Consider the following 16,461-nt stretch of genomic DNA (forward strand, 5'->3'; position numbering starts at 1 on the left):
GGGTTGTGTCCGATCGGAGTTGTTCATCGGCTTGCCTGACGGCCGCCGGCGAGCAGAATGACGGCGATGATGATGAGGCCGGTGAGGATGAGGCGGAACCCGGCGCCGAAGCCATAGGTGTTGAGCATCGACACGACAAGGAACATGAAGAGAGAGGCACCCCATATGCCCGGAATATTGGAGTTGCCGCCCGCGACCGCAGTACCGCCGATCACGACGACGGCGATCGACATGAGCAGGTATTCCGAACCCATGTTGAGTGCTGCGCCGCCGGAGAAGCTTGCGAGCAGGTAGCCGCAGATCGAGGCGAGGACGGCGCAAAGGATGTAGGTGACGAGCCGCGTGCCATCGACCGGAACCCCGGTCACTCGGGCGGCAAACGTGCTCTGGCCGATCGCCGAGATCCACCGCCCGTAGATTGTCTTTTCGAGCACAATCCAGGCGATGACGGAGAGGATGAGCGCGACGATGGCGATATTGGGGACGCCGAGCAGATTGGATGTGGTGAAGCTCGCCAGTATCTCCGGAGGCTTGATGCGCAGGCCGCGGTTCGTCCAGATTGCCGTCGACTGGATGACGAAGCTCATCGACAGCGTCGCGATGATCGGCGGAATGCGGAGCAGCTTGATAAGCACGTAGTTGCCGATGCCGATTGCCAAGCCCAGCAGGATCGAGACGAGCAGGCCGACGACGATCATGCTGTCCTCTACGTCCATCAACTTCAGCGCCACCGTCCCGGAAAGCGTCATCGTCGCAGGTACCGAGAGATCGATATTGCCCGGGCCGAGCGTGATGACGAACATCTGGCCGAGGCCGACGATGACGGAGAAGGCTGCGAAAGTGAGAGCCGCCTGCGACAGCCCGAGCGAGCTTGCTCCGCCGGTGAACAGGACGGTGACGATCCAGACGGCAATCGTCGCCGCGAAAGACCAGATCCACGGCTTGGAGAAGAGAAGGCGTATACCGCTCATCGGCTCTTCTCCCGTTTTTCCAGCCTGTTGAGAAGAAGGCGCAGCGCCAGCACGACGATGAGGATCACCCCCTGAGCGCCGATCTGCCAGTCGGGCGAAATGCGCATGAAGGACAGGAAGGAGCCGGCAAGCGTCAGGGTCAGGGCGCCGATGACCGCGCCGATCGGCGAGACCTTGCCGCCGACGAACTCGCCGCCGCCGAGGATGACGCCGGCGATCGACAGCAATGTATAGCGCAGAGCGATATTGGCATCCGCCGAAGTCGTGAGGCCGACGAGAGCGATGCCGGACAGCACCGCGAAGAAACCGGCCAGCGCATAGGTTCCCGCACGGATGCGGATGACCGACCAACCGGCGCGTTCGACCGAGCGGACATTTCCGCCGACGCCGCGGATCAGCACGCCGACGGAGGAGCGCATGATGACGAAATGGGTGACCAGCGCGATGACGATGCTGGCGACGATCGCCATCGGCACGAAGGGGGGCCGGGAGGTCATCAGCCAGCGCGCCCAGCCCGGGGCTTCGCCACCCGGAGATGGCAGCATGAGGACCGCAAGCCCGCCCCAGACGAAGCTCATACCGAGGGTCACGACGATCGAGGGCAGTTCTCGAACGTGAATGACGACACCGATCACGGCGTAGGCGGCGATGGCACCAAGGAAAATCAGTACACCGATCGCGGGGGAGGCCTGCAGGAACGTCGCCGTCACGCAGGCGCAGAAGCTGACGAAGGCGCCCATCGACAGGTCGAGGTCGTTCACCGCCATGATGAGCATCTGCGCCACTGTCGCGAGTGCGATCGGCACGGCGAGATTGAAGAGCAGGTTCAGGCCGGTATAGCTCATGGCGCGCGGCTGCATGTAGAAGACGGCGGCGAGCAGCAATGCCAGCGACGCGGCAGGGATCACAAGGCGTATGGTACCGGAGGATATCCTCATGCCGCTTCGCCTCCGCTGAAGGAGGTTTCGAGCACATTCTTCTCGGTGATCTCGTCGCCCACGAGTTCGGCAACGATCGCTCCTTCCCGGAAGACATAAACCCGGTCGCAGAGGCGTATCTCGTCCATCTCCGTCGAATACCAGATAAAGGTGCGGCCGCCTGCCGCTTCGGAGCGAAGGATGTCGTATACTTCCTGCTTGGTGCCGACATCGACGCCGCGCATCGGGTCGTCCATCAGCACGATCCTGGCGCTCGTCGCCAATGCGCGCGCGAACAGCACTTTCTGCTGGTTGCCGCCAGAAAGCGACAGGATGCGGTTTTCCATATCCGGCGTGCGGATCTCGATGCGCTTCTTCCAGCCGGTGCCGAGCGCGCCTTCGCGACCATGGTCGACGATGGTCCGGGAGGAAAGATCGCCGAGTGAGGCGATGCTGAGGTTTTTCAGGATGCTCCAGAGCGGGAATATGCCGTTCAGGCCGCGGTCGCCGGCAACGAAGGCGATCTCCCCCCGGCGGGCGGGCCACCAGTTGCTGTTGTGTGAAAGATAGAGCTCGAGAAGCGTCTCCGTCTGGCCATGACCTCCGAGGCCGGCAAGGCCGATGATCTCGCCGCGATGGGCTTCGAGGGCAAGGCCGTGCCCCCGTCGCGGTGGCATGGCAAGCACCGGTGCGCCGTTACGCTTGTCCCCCGTGCGCTGCCATTCCTTTTCGCGCGCGACGTTGCCCATTGCTTCGACGAGGCTGCGGTTGCTGAACTCCGAAGCGGAGCGGTCGGCGACGACCCGCCCGTCCTTCATCACCACGATGCGGTCCGAGGTCGAGAGGATTTCACCTAGAATGTGCGAGATCAGCAGTACGGAGCCCCCCTCGCCGACGAACTTCCGGATATAGGCCATGAGCTGCGCCGCCAGCCCGGCGTCGAGGGAAGAGGTTGGCTCGTCGAGAATGACGAGTTTCGGCCTTTGGTTCATGCCGGCGAAGCTGATGGCGATCTCGACCATCTGCCGTTCGGCGATCGAAAGGTCGTCGATCGTGCTGTCGCAATCGATGCCGTGGCCGGGGAAAATTTCCTGCAATTGCAACTCGATGAGGACAATCGCTCTGGCACGCCAATTCCGGCCGGCGAGTTCCGCGTGCATGATCCGGGCGTTCTCGTTGACCGTCAGGTTGGGGCAGAGCGACAGTTCCTGGAAGACGCACCGAACGCCATTGGCTCGCGCGGACGAGATGCCGTGCTGGGCGCCGGCACCGCCATAGCTGACTTCGCCGGCGTGCGGGCTCAGGCCGCCGTTGATGACGTTGACGATCGTGGATTTGCCGGCGCCGTTATGTCCGACCAAACCGACACATTCGCCGGCATGGATGACAAGGTCGGCACCGTCCAGTGCCTTGACGGCACCAAAGGTCACCTTGATGCCGCGGGCGGCAACTACCTCTCGTTTCGTTGTCACTTCATTCATGCGGAACACGTTGTCGGTCGTTCGGGAGGCGGGCCGGGCGCGGATCAGGATACGGCGCAGTTCGGCGCCGTATCCCGCCTTGGGGAGGATAAGCCTACTTGGCTGCGCCGATGACTTTCTGGGCGTCTTCCAGCGAATACTCGACATTGGCGACGCCACCCTTCTGGGTGCCGGCGAGATTGGTTTCGAGATTGCCTTGGTCGATGCGCAGGAACGGCACCACAAGATCCTTCTTCACCTGCTTGCCGTCGAGGATCTGCTGGGCCACCCAGAAGGCGAGCGTCGAGACGCCGGGAGCGATGGAAACGGACATCGTCTCGTAGCCGTTCTTGTCCTTCTGCTGCTTCCACCAGACCAGTTCGTCCTCGCGGTTGCCCATGATGATCGTCGGAGTGGGACGATTGGCGGCCGCAAACGCCTGGGCAGCACCGTACCCATCGCCGCCCTGGGTTACGACGGCGGCGATTTCCGGAAGGCTCGGAAGGATGCCGGCGACGGCGCGCTGCGCGACGTCCTGCGCCCAGTCGCCGTTGACGGCACCGACGATCTTGAACTGCGGGTTTTTCTGGACACCGGCCTGGATGCCCGCATGTATTTCGTCATCGACCGAAACCCCTGCGAGACCGCGAATCTCCAGCAGGTTCCCGCCCTTCGGCAGCTTCTTGGCGAGATATTCGACCTGGCTTTCGCCCATTGCCTTGAAATCCACGGCGATGCGCCAGGCACACGGCTCGGTCACGATCCCATCGAAGGATACGACCGTGATGCCGGCGTTGCAGGCTTCCTTGACGGCGCCATTGAGCGCAGTCGGCGACGCTGCATTGATGACGATCGCATCATAGCCCTGCAGGATCATGTTCTGGATCTGGGCGGCCTGCTCGGTCGCCTGGTTCTCGGCCGTCGTGAACGGATCGGCGGCGGCGACGATCTTCTTGGAGACGGCCTCCTTGGTGATCTTGTCCCAGCTCGTCAGCATGGCCTGACGCCAGGAATTGCCGGCATAATTGTTGGAAAGGGCGATCTTTTTGCCTGAAGTATCGGCCAGGGCGGAGACCGGCCCGGCAACGCATGCGATGGCGACAGATGCGAAAAGCATCTTCCTGATGATCATGATTTCCTCCCTAGAGTTCTCGACGGGTTCCTCGGGCCGCTCCTCAACGGTTGTCCGAAGATAGTGATTGCGCTGAGCCCCGTTTGCTCAGTAAAGCGAGAATGGAGGAGAAATCAGATGTTGTATAGGCGCATCCAGGCAACCTCCTTGCGGGTGTCCGCGCAAAATTTGCGGGTTCCCGCAAGACAGGAGCAACAGCTAGGCGTCTAATAATCGGAGGACTGGAGGATGTCCGTCATGCTCAATCCGGCGCCAAACGCGTTATTCGACCGCTATCTCGGAATCTCCCGGCTGTTGGCAGGTCAACTCGATTTCAACTCGATCATCCAGGCGGTGGCGGCCGAGATCAGCCATATCATTCCGCACGATCATCTCGACGTATGTATCAAGATGCTGGATGGGAAATACCACATCGCCTACGAGAGCGGGCTTGCGACCGCCTGGAGCCAGCAGCCGCCTGCGCTGCTGACCGGCAGTCCCATCCGAACGCTCCTGTCCCGTGAGGTGGACTTCCTGCTTTCGGCGGATGCTTGTACCGATCCGCGCTTTCATTTCGACGGCGCCTTTTCGAGCCCGATAATCGAACTGTCCCTAAGAAGCCGGCTGCATGTGCCGCTCAAGGTGCAGGGGGATATCATCGGGGCCCTGAGCTGCTCCAGCCACGAGCGCGACAAGTACTCGATGGAGGATGTCGAGAACGCCCGCTCGATCGCCGATCTGCTGGCACCCTATTTCTTTGCGCTGAGGGCTGCCGAACAGGCCAAACGTTCGGCGATCGTCGAGACGGAGGCCCGTGCCCGCGAAGAGGGACTGCGGCTCGGCGCGCTAAAGCTGACCGAGGCGCTGGAGGCCGAGCGTCAACGGATCGGCATGGATTTGCACGACCAGACGCTTGCAGACCTGACACGGCTCGCGCGGCGCATGGAGCGGCTCTCGGGACTTCCGGACCTGCACGGGGATGCGCTCGAGCCGCTCTGTCGTACGCTGCAGCAATGCATGCACGACCTCCGCCAGATCATCGAGGAGGCCAAGCCGACCGTACTGCAGCTTTTCGGCGTCGCAGAGGCGATCGAGAACCACTTGGAACGCTCGGTACGCGAAAGCGGCCTGCCCGTCGCCTGGCGGATGATCGACGAGACTGGTGGAGTATTGCTCGATCTCGACAGGACCGTGGCGACCGCGCTGTTCCGCATTGTCCAGGAAGCGGTCAACAATGCGATCCGTCATGGGCAGCCGAAGACGATCCTGGTGCATCTGCGGACCCAAGGCGACACGCTGTCGATCGAGATCAGCGACGACGGGAACGGCCTGCGCAGCGCCCGCGACAAGGCGGGGCACGGGATAGGCAATATGAAGACGCGAGCGCGGCTGATCTCGGCAAAATTCGAGATCGGCGGCAATCCGGGTGGGCGCGGGACGACCGCCAAAGTGCTACTGTCGACTGAACGCCGGCATGTTGCGGAGAGACTGGCATGAAAGTCTTGATCGTTGAGGACGATCCCCTGCATCGATCCTATCTGCACGAGGCGGTGCGGGCCGCATTGCCGGAATGCGATACGGTCATCGAGGCGGAAAACGGCCATACCGGCGAGGTGCAGGCGCGCCAATCGCGGGCCGAACATGTGGTCATGGACCTGCAGATGAGCGAGCGGAACGGCATCGAGGCGGCCCGCACCATCTGGCGCGAACGGCCCGACACCAAGATCCTGTTCTGGTCGAACTATTCCGATGAGGCCTATGTGCGCGGGGTTGCGCGTATCGTTCCGGAAGGTGCGACATACGGATATGTGCTGAAATCCACCTCCGACGAACGGTTGAAGCTCGCATTGCGCGGCGTCTTCATTGAATCTCAGTGCGTTATCGACCGCGAGGTGCGCGGCATCCAGCAAAAGAGCCTTGGTACTGCGCATGGCCTGAGCGATGCGGAATACGAAATCCTGGTGGACGTGGCGCTCGGCCTGACCGACAAGGCGATAGCCCAGCGGAAAAAGCTCTCGTTACGAAGCGTCCAGAACCGCCTTCAGCAGCTCTATGAAAAGCTGGACGTCTACGAGGAGCCGGGCAACGGGCCCGAGGGCTGGTACAATCTTCGCATGCGCGCGGTGGCCGTCGCGCTGCTCCGCAAGGTACTGAATGCCAGCGCGCTCGAAAGAGGCGAGCGTGAATTGCGCAGCGCGCGCGGGAATTAAGCATCGGGCCTGAATAGCGAATCGGACTGGGTTCTTTGGCGCGTTATTGTGATTCACTTCACTTGGCGGTAAATCACGTGGAAAATCTTACTCTGTTGATCTTCCGCCGATTTTCCCGAGCTACATGGTGAACCGCCTCGAGAGAAAAATCAGGAGGACAAGCGGCCCTCCCAAAAGGGCCGCCATCATGATGGCGGATAGAAGAAACCTGCCGAATAGGCGGAGAACGGTTTTGCGGGTCATTGCTTTGCCGAATTCTGCGACTGAAGTTTGTTTTCGCGAACGGAATGCGTCCGCACTCCCCCTGCAATCCAGTGCGGAGCCCTGATTGATTGCCCGATTTGAGATCACTCCGTCGAACGGCGCCAGGACTTCGGCATCCCGCAAAGCGGTGCGCGCGATGTCCGCCTGGGCTGAAAGGCTCTTCAGCCTGGCCGCCGCGGCGGCAACCTCGCTTCGCGCCTTGTCGAGCTGCTCCTGGCTCGCGATGTTCCTATCCGCGAGTTGTTCGATCCTGTTGAGCGACTGCATGGCAAGCAGCATCTCCGCCGCTGCTACATCGCGATCCCCTTCACGCTGCTGGAGGATTGAGTGGAGATCGCCCGTCTCGAAACATACCAGCACGTCCCCCGCCTTCACCGCCTGCCCGGCGACGGCGCGAACCTCGATGATTTACCTCCATCTTTGGCGTGCAGGACGGCACGTTTGATCGGCTCGAGGTCCCCGCTGACGCGCAGCCATTCCACCATTGAAGTGGGCCGGATGTCAGCAATCTCCGAAAGGGTCAGTTCCAGCGGCTTGTCGACCTGGTTCGCCGCGACCGCCTCCACGACCTCTCTCACCCGTTCATTCGCGTCGATCGTTCCCCGTGCGGGATCGATAAATACGACAGCGAGGTAGACGCCTCCCAGAAGCATTCCTGCCTTGGTCAATCTCATTTTCCATTTCAAAGCCATAGCGATATTCCTTCGATTTTTGAGCACGGCCACCTGCGGGCGGCGCCCCGCGTTTTCGCGACTGGATGGTTCCGGTTGCTAGGCTTTGACAATTGCAGCAGCATTACCTGATGGTTCTTTGTCCCCCGTAATGCTGCCGCAATCTTCGCGGCGGAGAAGGGCCGGACAGGAGAGCCAAGCGACGATGAGACTTTTACTGATAGAGGACGAGAGGGAACTGGCGGATGCGCTGTCGGCGGCGCTGAGCAAACACGGCATCGTCACCGATCAAACCACGCATCTTGCCGACGCTTTCGAATTGACGCGCCAGAACAGCTACGACGCGATTCTTCTGGATCGGCGTCTTCCTGATGGCGAAGGGCTGACCTTCATTCCGATGCTGAGGCGGACGGGCACCGACACACCGATCATTGTGCTGACGGCGCGAAACGAGCCGTTGGAGCGGGTCGAGGGGTTGGATGTCGGCGCCGACGATTATCTGGGCAAGCCGTTTCTTGTCGACGAGCTGATGGCTCGATTGCGGGCCGTTCTGCGACGACCGCCAAGTCTGACGGAACTTCAAATCTCGGTGGGCCGGATGGTGATCAATCCGCTACACTTGAGCGTGACCGTCGAATCGATCCCGCTCGATCTGCCGAGGCGCGAACTTCTCGTTCTGGCGGCGCTGGCAAAGCGGAAAGACAAAACCGTTCTTCGATCGACCCTCGAGGCCGCGGTCTACAATTATGAGGAAGAAATCCAGTCGAACGCGCTCGATGCGCATATTTCAAGATTGCGCAAACGACTGCTGGATGCTGGCGCCGGCATCGCGATCCACAATATCCGCGGCGTCGGATATCTCCTGAAGGAGGAATGATGCGCGACAGGTTTAGCCCCTCCCTTCGGTGGAAGCTGAGTTGGCAACTCAGCCTGGTCATCATCGCTGTTGTTGCTGCAGTTATCCTTGGGCTTTGCATATGGGCTGCTACGATCATGTCGCCGAACATTGCCATGGAGGAGAAGATCGGATCTGCGATAGCCGCGGCAGCGACACGCGACAGCCAAGGGCGTTTGGAGCTACGAGAAACGCCGAAGCTAAGGGCGCTCAAGGAGCAGAACAGTTCCCTTTGGTATGTGGTGGCCACGATAGATGGTGCGTCGGTGTCCTATGGCACCATCCCTCCAGCTTATGCTCAGCTCGCCGATCTGGTCCATCTGTTCGACGACGCGGACATACGGGGATCCACTGCGACAAAGGAGGTCGCGACGATTGACAGTGCCGAAGCGGCCGTCGGCGAGATTCGGATTCTGTTTGGCGGCGTGGCCGACAAAGGCTCGAGGGTCTTCGCCCTTCTGACGAGGGCCTACCCGATCTACGTCTCCTTGCTGGCGGTCGCTCTGCCTGCGATCTTCCTCGCCGTCCCGCGAATCGTCGGCCGCGCGTTGGCAAGGGTGAGCGATGTTGCGGACAGAGCATCGCAGATCGAACCGCGCCAGCATGGAACACGCCTGCCGGTGGAAGGTATTCCCAAAGAGGTTGCTCCGCTGGTGATTGCGTTCAACGGTACGCTTGAGCGGCTTGAGACCGAATTGAAGAAACGCCAGCGCTTCTTGATCGACGCGGCGCATGAGCTCAGAACACCGATCGCCATCATGCAGACGCGGATCGACGGCATGCCCGAGGGGCCGGAACGCAGGCGCTTGTTGAATGACGTTGCGCGTTTGGCCTTGACCGCCGAACAGCTCCTCGACTTTGAGCGCAACGACCAGGCGAGCGATCTCCATGAAGCGGTCGATCTCGTCGAGATCGCACGAACGGTGGTTGCCGACCTCGCGCCACAGGCGATCGTTGCGGGCTACCAGATTTCCTTCCAGTGCGAGGTGGAAAGCCTCGAACGCCGCGGCAGCCCTTCTGCTCTTCCAAGAGCGGTCGGCAATCTGGTCCGCAATGCGATTGACCACGGCGGCAACAGGGGAATGATCACCATCTCGGTCTCGGCCAGCGGGCGGATCACCGTTGCCGACGAAGGGTCAGGCATACCCGCCGAACATCAGGAACTGGTTTTCGAACCCTTCTATCGCGTCACCCCCAAAAGCAGAGGCGCGGGCCTTGGTTTGAGCCTGGTGAAACAGATCGTCGCAAACCACCGGGGGCAAGTCAGCCTCAAAAGCGAGGCAACCGGAACGCAGGTTGCAATCGAACTCTGACAGATGGCACCGTGCTCGCCCCTTCGCCGCCCTCTGTAATGCTGCGGCAATCCTTGCCCCGCACTGTCACCCTCACGACATCCGTGACGGAGGCCCGAAGGCGTGCGCGGCAATCTATCAATTGAACCATTTTCCCGTTTCGCGGGATCTCCATCCAAATCAGCTTTCCGATCTCTGTGTTTCGCTGTGCCTTTGACCCTGGCTGTAACGGGATGCACCTCGGTGCCGCTGAAGGAAGCAGGCACCCTGACTTCCTACAGTAAACTTGGCGCACCAAAGGGGACGCTGGCCAAAAAACGCCTCTACGTCGATGGGCGCCATCTTGCCGCGGTACGGACGGTCAGCATCGTGCCGACAACCTTCTCTCTCAGCGCCGCATCCCGCATCAAAACGGAAGCCGACCGCTCGCTGGTATCGAACGCATTGGACCGGTCGCTCTGCGTCGCGCTCAGCGACAAATACCAGATGGTCTCCGCCGACCAACCAGCGGATCTGACGATCCGATCCGTCGTCACTGATATCGTACCCACGAACAGAGCCGTGGCCGGCGTCGCAACCGCCGTAACTGTCGGCACCGGCTTTGTCCTGCCGGTCAGCGTGCCCCGCTTGCCCATCGGCCTTGGAGGATTGGCCGTCGAAGCGGAGGCTGTCGATGGCGGCGGCATTCAGAGCGCGGCGATGGTGTGGGCCCGCGGTGCAAATTCGATCCAGGACAAGCCCCGCGTTTCCGAAGTCGGGGACGCATACGGCCTCGCCTCGAAGTTCGCGTCCGACTTTTCGCGAATGCTCATTTCCGGCAAGGAGCCGAAAGGGCTGAACATCTCCCTTCCTTCAGGGCAGTGGATGCGGTCCTGGCTCGGCGGAAAGCCGAAATACCCGGCCTGCGACGCCTTCGGGCGGTCGCCTGGATTGGTGGGAGCCGTGGCAGCCAAGTACGGCGCGCCGCCGGAATGGACCGACAAGAAGCCAAAACCGGCCACTACACACTGACATATCATCCGAGTGGACCGGCAAGCGCGTCAGCGAAGCCGTTGCACTTTTTACGGAGGAACGGCGGTCGGACCCTCCAGCGACCCGCCGGCTCCGTAAGGCGGCATGGACGGACGGAACACTGGCCGGCACCCCCAAAGCCTTGCTCCGTTCGTCCGCTGCTCGCCGGCTTTGGCAGCGGGATTGGCCCCATCGCTTCGCCCTACCGCACCGACAATGCCGGCTGGTTTTCGTCTCGACTTGTAATGCTGCGGCAATTCTTCAACCGCAACTTCTTCCAGAAACCATACCCTGGTTTCTTTAGCTTTTATAATCAGGAGTTAATTTGGTGAGCCAGCACGATCAACATCATCCGGAAGACCGGCACCGCAATACGGTCTTAAGCGGAGTTGGGGCTTCCGACATCATTCAGCGACGGTGGACGATAAAAATCTCGATTGCAGCATTGGCCGCAGCCTCGGCCCTCTTTCCGGTCACAGCACTCGCGGCCGACCTCGAAGCAAACGACACGGCGATTGCCCCTCCCCAGCAGTTCGATACCGAACGCTACGGCGGCATTCGCGGCAAACTGCATGACTGGAAGGTAACGATCGGCGTCGGGGCGATCTATCTGCCCGAATATGAAGGATCCGACGAATTCGAGGTGCAGCCGTTCCCGCTCGTCTCCGCCCAGTTTCGGGAGCGCGTGCATCTCGATACCAGTGGCCTCACCGTCGATCTTTTCGAAACAAACGGCTTCAGGATAGGCGTGACCGGTGGTGTGGAGATGGGCCGCAAGGAGGACGATTCGGACTATCTTCGCGGTCTGGGCGACATCGACATGGGTGGCGTCATAGGAGGGATCGTCGCCTATGAGGTCGGTCCATTCGGCGTCTATGCCAAGTTGGACAAGACCATAGGCGGCAGCGAGGGATTGACCGGCACTTTCGGCGCGAAGGTTTCCCATCGATACGAACAGTTCATCTTCTCCGCCGATGTGTCCGGTACGTGGGCCGACGACAAGCACATGGAGTCGTATTTCGGAGTGACTTCGATCCAGTCGACTCAGTCCGGCCTGGCGGAACACGAAGCGAAGGCGGGGGTCAAGCGCGTCGATCTCAAGGGCTCCATCACCTACATCATGACGGAGAACTGGAGCGTCACAGGCGCCGGCGGCGCCGGCTTCCTGCTCGGGGATGCCAAGGACAGCCCGATCGTCAAGGACGACGTTCAACCCTTTGCAATGCTGGGAGTAGGATACAGATTCTAGAAAACGAGTGAGATCGTGCGGCAGCTGTTATGGCTGCCGCTATTTCGAATCCATGTCACCATGACGGATCATGTGCGCCGTCTTCTTAGGATTACTGCCTGACGGCAGCCTCCACCCGGCTGATTGCATACGTGAAATTATTGAGCCAGCGCCACCAGCCGGCCGCTTGAGGGTTGGCATATGATATCCATCCGGACATCGTAGATGCGAACCAATTCCTCGGTCGTCATGACCTCCTGCGGGGTGCCATGGGTAATCAGCCGGCCCGAGTGCAATGCGACGATCTCGTCGCAGAAGCGGGCGGCCATGTTGACGTCGTGCAGCACGGTGATGATGGTGATGCCCTTCTCGCGGCAAAGATCGTGCGTCAAGGAGAGGACTTCCAACTGATGGCCGATGTCGAGCGCGGAGATGGGTTCGTCGAGCAGAAGGCAGGCGGCATCCTGTGCCACAAGCATGGCAAGCCAGGCACGCTGGCGTTCGCCGCCCGACAGGCTGTCCACCATGCGTTCTGAAAGAGAGCCTATACCGGTAAGCTCGATCGCCTCCTCCACCTTCTGCCGGTCAACTGAGGTAAACCGCCCGAGCGCGCCGTGCCATGGGTAACGCCCGAGTGCCACCAGTTCCTTGACCATCATTCCGGGCGCTGCTGGCGTCCGCTGCGGCAGATAGGCGAGCCGGCGGGCGAATTCCCGCGGACTCCAGTCTTGAAGGGGCTTGCCCTCGAATTGGATAGTGCCCGCGCTCAACGCCTGCTGCCGGCCGATCAGTTTCAACATTGTCGATTTGCCGGAGCCATTGTGACCGATCAGAGCAATCGACCTGCCTGCCCGAAGATCGAGCGTCAGCGGATGCAAAAGGACGCGGCCTTCGATTGCAAAGCTCGCCTCCTTTAATGACAGGAGAGGGCGATTTGCCTGGGCGATCTCACGCTCGCTTGGGTTCATCGGCATGGTTACCATCCGTACGTCGTCCTCAAACCGGAAAATTGAACTCATGTTCTTCGAAACGGACGCTCCGGTCAACTGACGTCCTTTGTCGCGCCGTTGGTCGCCTAGTCGCCGCAGGTCATCCTCCCGAGGCGCCTGCCACTGTGACAGCTTGCACCTGCGTGCCACTGAGACCCGGATGATGCGGCATCTGCAACGCCCGGATTGATACCTTGAACTAAAGTTGATAAAAATACGCAAGTTTATTTATTCGGGTAGCCGCATGATCTTTCAACCACGGATGCAGAACAGGATCGAGGGTTTTTCGGTCATCGGCGGGCTTAGGCGCCGTTACTGGAACGGCATCACCGCCGACCTCTGGGATGTGGAATGCGCCGCCTATGCGGGCGGCCATTACGTGGCGCGGGACCCGCGACTGTTCATCCTGCTCGACCAGCACGGCCGCGGGCGCCCCGTGATAAAGCTTTCGCCGAAATCACGTGGCGCTCCGCAGGATAGCAGTCAGAGCCCGATCTCCTACATTCCCGCCGACATGGACCTTTGGATGGATATTGCCGACGTACAGTCTGTGCGCCACCTCGACATCCACTTCGACGCGGACATCCTCGGCCGCCGGCTGATGGAAGACATCGACCCAAAAAAGCTCAAGGCCCCCCGGTTGCTGTTCTCCGACCAGCGCGTCATGTCGCTGGCCGGACTGATCGCCGCCGAGATTTCCAACCCGGAGCCGCTGCATGATCTCTACGGGGACGGGCTCGCCCTGGCGCTCGTCATCGATGTCCTGAAGATGGTGAAGGTCCCGCCCCGGCGGCGAGGAACGCTGGCCGTGGCGCAGCTACGGCGCGCTACGGATTTCATCACAGAGAACTGCATGCGCAATATCCGTCTGCAGGAACTCGCCGACCTGACGGGACTGTCGCCATCGCATTTCAGCCATTCGTTCAAGGCATCGACCGGGATGGCACCGCACGACTGGCAGATGAATGCCCGGCTGGAACGCGCAAAAGCATTGCTGGTGTCGGACCTCTATCCGTTGACCGAAGTTGCCGCCGAAACCGGCTTCTCTGATCAGGCGCATTTCACCAAGGTCTTCCGCAAGCATGTGGGAACCACCCCCGCTCGTTGGCGGAAGGCCAGGCAGTGATGCATTTTTGGAAATATTTGCTCACTCCCGCTCAAATTGCCCAAAAACGTCCAATTGTCGTCGATCGAACCAAGCCGGAGTTTTAAATATGAGTTAATTGCTCACCTTATCGCAATGCCGCTTCCTGCGAGCGGCAAAGAAGTTCGTGTGAGTGGGGCATAAAATGAACAAGAGAAAAGCAGCCTTGGGGGCAAGGCTTGGACTGGGTGCAAGTGTGGCGTTTATCGCCCTTTGCGGCGCATCGACGGTTCATGCCCAGAACGCCGATACGACGTTGGCACCGATCGTCATTCGCGGTGAAGGCGAAGGCGACGGAACCGGCCCGGTCAAGGGTTATGTCGCGAGGCAGTCAACGACCGGCTCCAAGACCGATACGCCGCTCAAGGAAATCCCGCAGTCCGTATCGGTCATCGGCAAGGAAGAAATGGACGACCGCGGCGCCGTCAGCAAGATCGACCAGGTGCTCCTCTATACGCCCGGCGTGTTTGGCCAGCCCTACGGCTCGGACCCCGATACCGACTGGATCTACGTTCGCGGATTCAATGCATCGCAGACGGGCGTGTTCTTCGACAGCCTGGCGCTCACCAGCCATGCTTATGGCGGCTTCCAGCTCGATCCGTTCATGCTGGAGCGCGTCGAGGTTCTGAAAGGCCCAGCCTCCGTCTTGCTCGGCGGCGCCAACGCCGGCGGCGTCGTCAACCTGATCCGCAAGCGCCCGACCGACGAGCCTTATTACTACACCGAAACCGGCATCAACACGAACGGCAACGCCTTCTTCGGCTTCGATATCTCCGACAAGATCACGCCTGACGGCAGCTTCAGCTATCGCCTCACCGGGAAGCTGGCGGGCGGGGACAATTATACCGACTACAGCGAGGACCTGCGCGGCTTCATCATGCCGCAGCTCACCTTCTCGCCGGACGCGGGCACCAGCCTGACGGTCTGGGGTTATATCAGTGGTCTGGATCAGGTCCACACGACCAACGGTCTGTTGCCCTACGGCGGCACGGTCGCCAACGCCGGCTATGGCAAGATCCCGCGCGACATGTTCCTCGGAGACCCCAATTTCGACGACGGCACGGTCGTCCAGAAGATGGTCGGCTACGAGTTCGAACACGAATTCGAGGGCGGCTGGAAGTTCACCCAGAACCTGCGCTATTCCAACCTCTTCAAGCGCGAGCAGTACGTCTATCCCTTCGATCTCGACCAGACGGACGCGGTGGTCGGCCGCTATAGCGAAGACATTACCTCGAAGGCCAACGCCTTCAACGTGGACAACCGGATCGAGAACGAATTCGACCTGGGTGGCGTCTCGCACAAGGTCATGGTCGGCCTGGACTATCGGTATTACCGACTCGATACCGACCAGTTCGCGAGCGCCTTTGGGTCCGTGCCTGCGTTCGACCCCGCCAACCCCGCCTACGGCGTGGCTCTTCCGCCGATCGCCCGCAACCTGCACCAGGTCTACACGATCAACCAGGTCGGCGTTTACGCGCAGGACCAGCTGAAGTTCGGCGACGGCTGGATCGCCACGTTCAACGGCCGCTACGATTACGTCCATAACGAGATCGAGGACCTGCTCGCCGGAACGCAGAACTATTCCAGCAATGATCGTGCCTGGAGCGGCCGCGCGGGTCTGGCCTACGAGTTCGCCAACGGCCTGACGCCCTATGTCAGCGCCGCAAGCTTCTTCAGCCCGATCGTCGGCCTGACGGGGGGCGCCGCGCCGAAGCCCGAGGAAGGCTACCAGTTCGAGGCAGGCGTCAAATACGAGCCGACCTGGCTTGACGGCAGCCTGACGGCCTCCGTCTTCGACATCACCAAGCAGAACTACACGATCACGACGGGCGGAATAACCAGCCAGATCGGCGAAGTCCGCTCCCGCGGTATCGAGGTGGAAGGCAAGTTCAATCTCGATGAGAACTGGAAGGTCATTGCGGCAGCGTCTTACACTGACATCGAGATCACCAAGGATGATGCCACGCTGATCGGAAAGACGCCCAACGTCGTGCCTGACGTTCTTGGTTCTCTCTGGCTGGACTACACTGTCACGCAAGGACCGTTGGAAGGGCTCGGCTTCGGCGCCGGCGTCCGCTATCGCGGCAAATCCTGGGCCAATAACGCTAATACCCTGCGCGTTCCGGATGCGACCGTCCTCGATGCTGCGATCCGCTACGAGAAGAACGACTGGAAGGCGTCCCTGAACGTCACCAACCTGTTCGACAAGCAATATGTCGCAGGCTGCAATACGGAGTATTTCTGCGGATACGGCGAGGCACGTACCGTCAACTTCAAGATCAGCAAGGTCTGGTAATT

At 60.8% G+C, this 16,461-nt stretch carries 15 protein-coding genes; 8 read left to right on the forward strand and 7 right to left on the reverse strand.

From position 1 onward, the window contains the following. Positions 1–23 precede the first annotated feature (23 nt). The 4 genes from ACSQ8R_RS30785 to ACSQ8R_RS30800 form a co-directional block, all read right to left on the reverse strand. A complete protein-coding gene (locus ACSQ8R_RS30785) occupies positions 24–971 on the reverse strand; it encodes an ABC transporter permease (protein ID WP_436257107.1) in 948 nt (315 codons plus the stop codon). Further along, positions 968–1,909: an ABC transporter permease gene (locus ACSQ8R_RS30790; RefSeq protein WP_436257108.1), complete on the reverse strand. Its 942-nt coding sequence runs from the start codon at positions 1,907–1,909 to the stop codon at positions 968–970. The genes ACSQ8R_RS30785 and ACSQ8R_RS30790 overlap by 4 nt, the downstream gene beginning before the upstream one ends. Next, on the reverse strand, positions 1,906–3,369 hold the full coding sequence (locus ACSQ8R_RS30795) for a sugar ABC transporter ATP-binding protein (protein WP_436257324.1): 1,464 nt from the start codon (positions 3,367–3,369) through the stop codon (positions 1,906–1,908). The genes ACSQ8R_RS30790 and ACSQ8R_RS30795 overlap by 4 nt, the downstream gene beginning before the upstream one ends. 94 nt (positions 3,370–3,463) lie before the next feature. Continuing rightward, complete coding sequence (locus ACSQ8R_RS30800; protein WP_436257109.1) at positions 3,464–4,480, reverse strand: ABC transporter substrate-binding protein; 1,017 nt, start codon at positions 4,478–4,480, stop codon at positions 3,464–3,466. Positions 4,481–4,717: 237 nt separating this feature from the next. On the opposite strand from ACSQ8R_RS30800, the gene ACSQ8R_RS30805 reads away from it, so the two are divergent. Both ACSQ8R_RS30805 and ACSQ8R_RS30810 read left to right on the forward strand, forming a co-directional pair. Continuing rightward, positions 4,718–5,956: a GAF domain-containing sensor histidine kinase gene (locus ACSQ8R_RS30805; RefSeq protein WP_436257325.1), complete on the forward strand. Its 1,239-nt coding sequence runs from the start codon at positions 4,718–4,720 to the stop codon at positions 5,954–5,956. Continuing rightward, complete coding sequence (locus ACSQ8R_RS30810) at positions 5,953–6,669, forward strand: response regulator (protein WP_436257110.1); 717 nt, start codon at positions 5,953–5,955, stop codon at positions 6,667–6,669. The genes ACSQ8R_RS30805 and ACSQ8R_RS30810 overlap by 4 nt, the downstream gene beginning before the upstream one ends. Positions 6,670–6,789: 120 nt before the next feature. Here ACSQ8R_RS30810 and ACSQ8R_RS30815 read toward each other — a convergent pair whose 3' ends face one another. Together ACSQ8R_RS30815 and ACSQ8R_RS30820 are read right to left on the reverse strand one after the other, a co-directional pair. Continuing rightward, complete coding sequence (locus ACSQ8R_RS30815) at positions 6,790–7,293, reverse strand: hypothetical protein (RefSeq protein WP_436257111.1); 504 nt, start codon at positions 7,291–7,293, stop codon at positions 6,790–6,792. Between the two features lie 11 nt (positions 7,294–7,304). Further along, positions 7,305–7,625: a hypothetical protein gene (locus tag ACSQ8R_RS30820; RefSeq protein ID WP_436257112.1), complete on the reverse strand. Its 321-nt coding sequence runs from the start codon at positions 7,623–7,625 to the stop codon at positions 7,305–7,307. Between the two features lie 184 nt (positions 7,626–7,809). Between ACSQ8R_RS30820 and ACSQ8R_RS30825 the strand changes: the two genes are divergently transcribed. The 4 genes from ACSQ8R_RS30825 (at position 7,810) to ACSQ8R_RS30840 (ending at position 12,051) form a co-directional block, all read left to right on the forward strand. Continuing rightward, entirely contained in the window at positions 7,810–8,481 is a 672-nt protein-coding gene (locus ACSQ8R_RS30825) for a response regulator transcription factor (protein WP_436257326.1), read from the forward strand. Further along, complete coding sequence (locus ACSQ8R_RS30830) at positions 8,481–9,812, forward strand: sensor histidine kinase (RefSeq protein ID WP_436257327.1); 1,332 nt, start codon at positions 8,481–8,483, stop codon at positions 9,810–9,812. The genes ACSQ8R_RS30825 and ACSQ8R_RS30830 overlap by 1 nt, the downstream gene beginning before the upstream one ends. 174 nt (positions 9,813–9,986) lie before the next feature. Then, positions 9,987–10,802, forward strand: coding sequence for a DUF3313 domain-containing protein (locus ACSQ8R_RS30835; protein WP_436257328.1), 816 nt, complete (start codon positions 9,987–9,989; stop codon positions 10,800–10,802). A gap of 403 nt (positions 10,803–11,205) precedes the next feature. After that, positions 11,206–12,051 (forward strand): MipA/OmpV family protein, encoded by an 846-nt coding sequence (locus tag ACSQ8R_RS30840; RefSeq protein ID WP_436257329.1) that lies wholly within the window; start codon positions 11,206–11,208, stop codon positions 12,049–12,051. A 137-nt stretch (positions 12,052–12,188) separates the two neighbouring features. Here the strand turns inward: ACSQ8R_RS30840 and ACSQ8R_RS30845 are convergent, their stop codons facing one another. Continuing rightward, positions 12,189–12,998 (reverse strand): ATP-binding cassette domain-containing protein, encoded by an 810-nt coding sequence (locus ACSQ8R_RS30845; RefSeq protein ID WP_436257330.1) that lies wholly within the window; start codon positions 12,996–12,998, stop codon positions 12,189–12,191. 265 nt (positions 12,999–13,263) lie between these two features. Between ACSQ8R_RS30845 and ACSQ8R_RS30850 the strand changes: the two genes are divergently transcribed. Together ACSQ8R_RS30850 and ACSQ8R_RS30855 are read left to right on the forward strand one after the other, a co-directional pair. Then, positions 13,264–14,145, forward strand: a complete 882-nt coding sequence (locus tag ACSQ8R_RS30850) for a helix-turn-helix domain-containing protein (protein WP_436257114.1) — start codon at positions 13,264–13,266, stop codon at positions 14,143–14,145. A 163-nt stretch (positions 14,146–14,308) separates the two neighbouring features. After that, positions 14,309–16,459, forward strand: coding sequence for a TonB-dependent siderophore receptor (locus ACSQ8R_RS30855; protein ID WP_436257115.1), 2,151 nt, complete (start codon positions 14,309–14,311; stop codon positions 16,457–16,459). The last annotated feature ends 2 nt before the right edge of the window (positions 16,460–16,461 follow it).

It is taken from the genome of Neorhizobium sp. LjRoot104, assembly GCF_964253725.1.
Taxonomy (GTDB): domain Bacteria; phylum Pseudomonadota; class Alphaproteobacteria; order Rhizobiales; family Rhizobiaceae; genus Neorhizobium.

Bases quoted from the DNA above. Each gene is read 5' to 3' on its own strand.
- ACSQ8R_RS30785 (WP_436257107.1), bottom strand. From the start codon at position 971: ATGAGCGGTATACGCCTTCTCTTCTCCAAGCCGTGGATCTGGTCTTTC.
- ACSQ8R_RS30790 (WP_436257108.1), bottom strand. From the start codon at position 1,909: ATGAGGATATCCTCCGGTACCATACGCCTTGTGATCCCTGCCGCGTCG.
- ACSQ8R_RS30810 (WP_436257110.1), top strand. From the start codon at position 5,953: ATGAAAGTCTTGATCGTTGAGGACGATCCCCTGCATCGATCCTATCTG.
- ACSQ8R_RS30850 (WP_436257114.1), top strand. From the start codon at position 13,264: ATGATCTTTCAACCACGGATGCAGAACAGGATCGAGGGTTTTTCGGTC.
- ACSQ8R_RS30800 (WP_436257109.1), bottom strand. From the start codon at position 4,480: ATGATCATCAGGAAGATGCTTTTCGCATCTGTCGCCATCGCATGCGTT.
- ACSQ8R_RS30825 (WP_436257326.1), top strand. From the start codon at position 7,810: ATGAGACTTTTACTGATAGAGGACGAGAGGGAACTGGCGGATGCGCTG.
- ACSQ8R_RS30830 (WP_436257327.1), top strand. From the start codon at position 8,481: ATGCGCGACAGGTTTAGCCCCTCCCTTCGGTGGAAGCTGAGTTGGCAA.
- ACSQ8R_RS30820 (WP_436257112.1), bottom strand. From the start codon at position 7,625: ATGGCTTTGAAATGGAAAATGAGATTGACCAAGGCAGGAATGCTTCTG.
- ACSQ8R_RS30795 (WP_436257324.1), bottom strand. From the start codon at position 3,369: ATGAATGAAGTGACAACGAAACGAGAGGTAGTTGCCGCCCGCGGCATC.
- ACSQ8R_RS30845 (WP_436257330.1), bottom strand. From the start codon at position 12,998: ATGAACCCAAGCGAGCGTGAGATCGCCCAGGCAAATCGCCCTCTCCTG.
- ACSQ8R_RS30805 (WP_436257325.1), top strand. From the start codon at position 4,718: ATGCTCAATCCGGCGCCAAACGCGTTATTCGACCGCTATCTCGGAATC.
- ACSQ8R_RS30855 (WP_436257115.1), top strand. From the start codon at position 14,309: ATGAACAAGAGAAAAGCAGCCTTGGGGGCAAGGCTTGGACTGGGTGCA.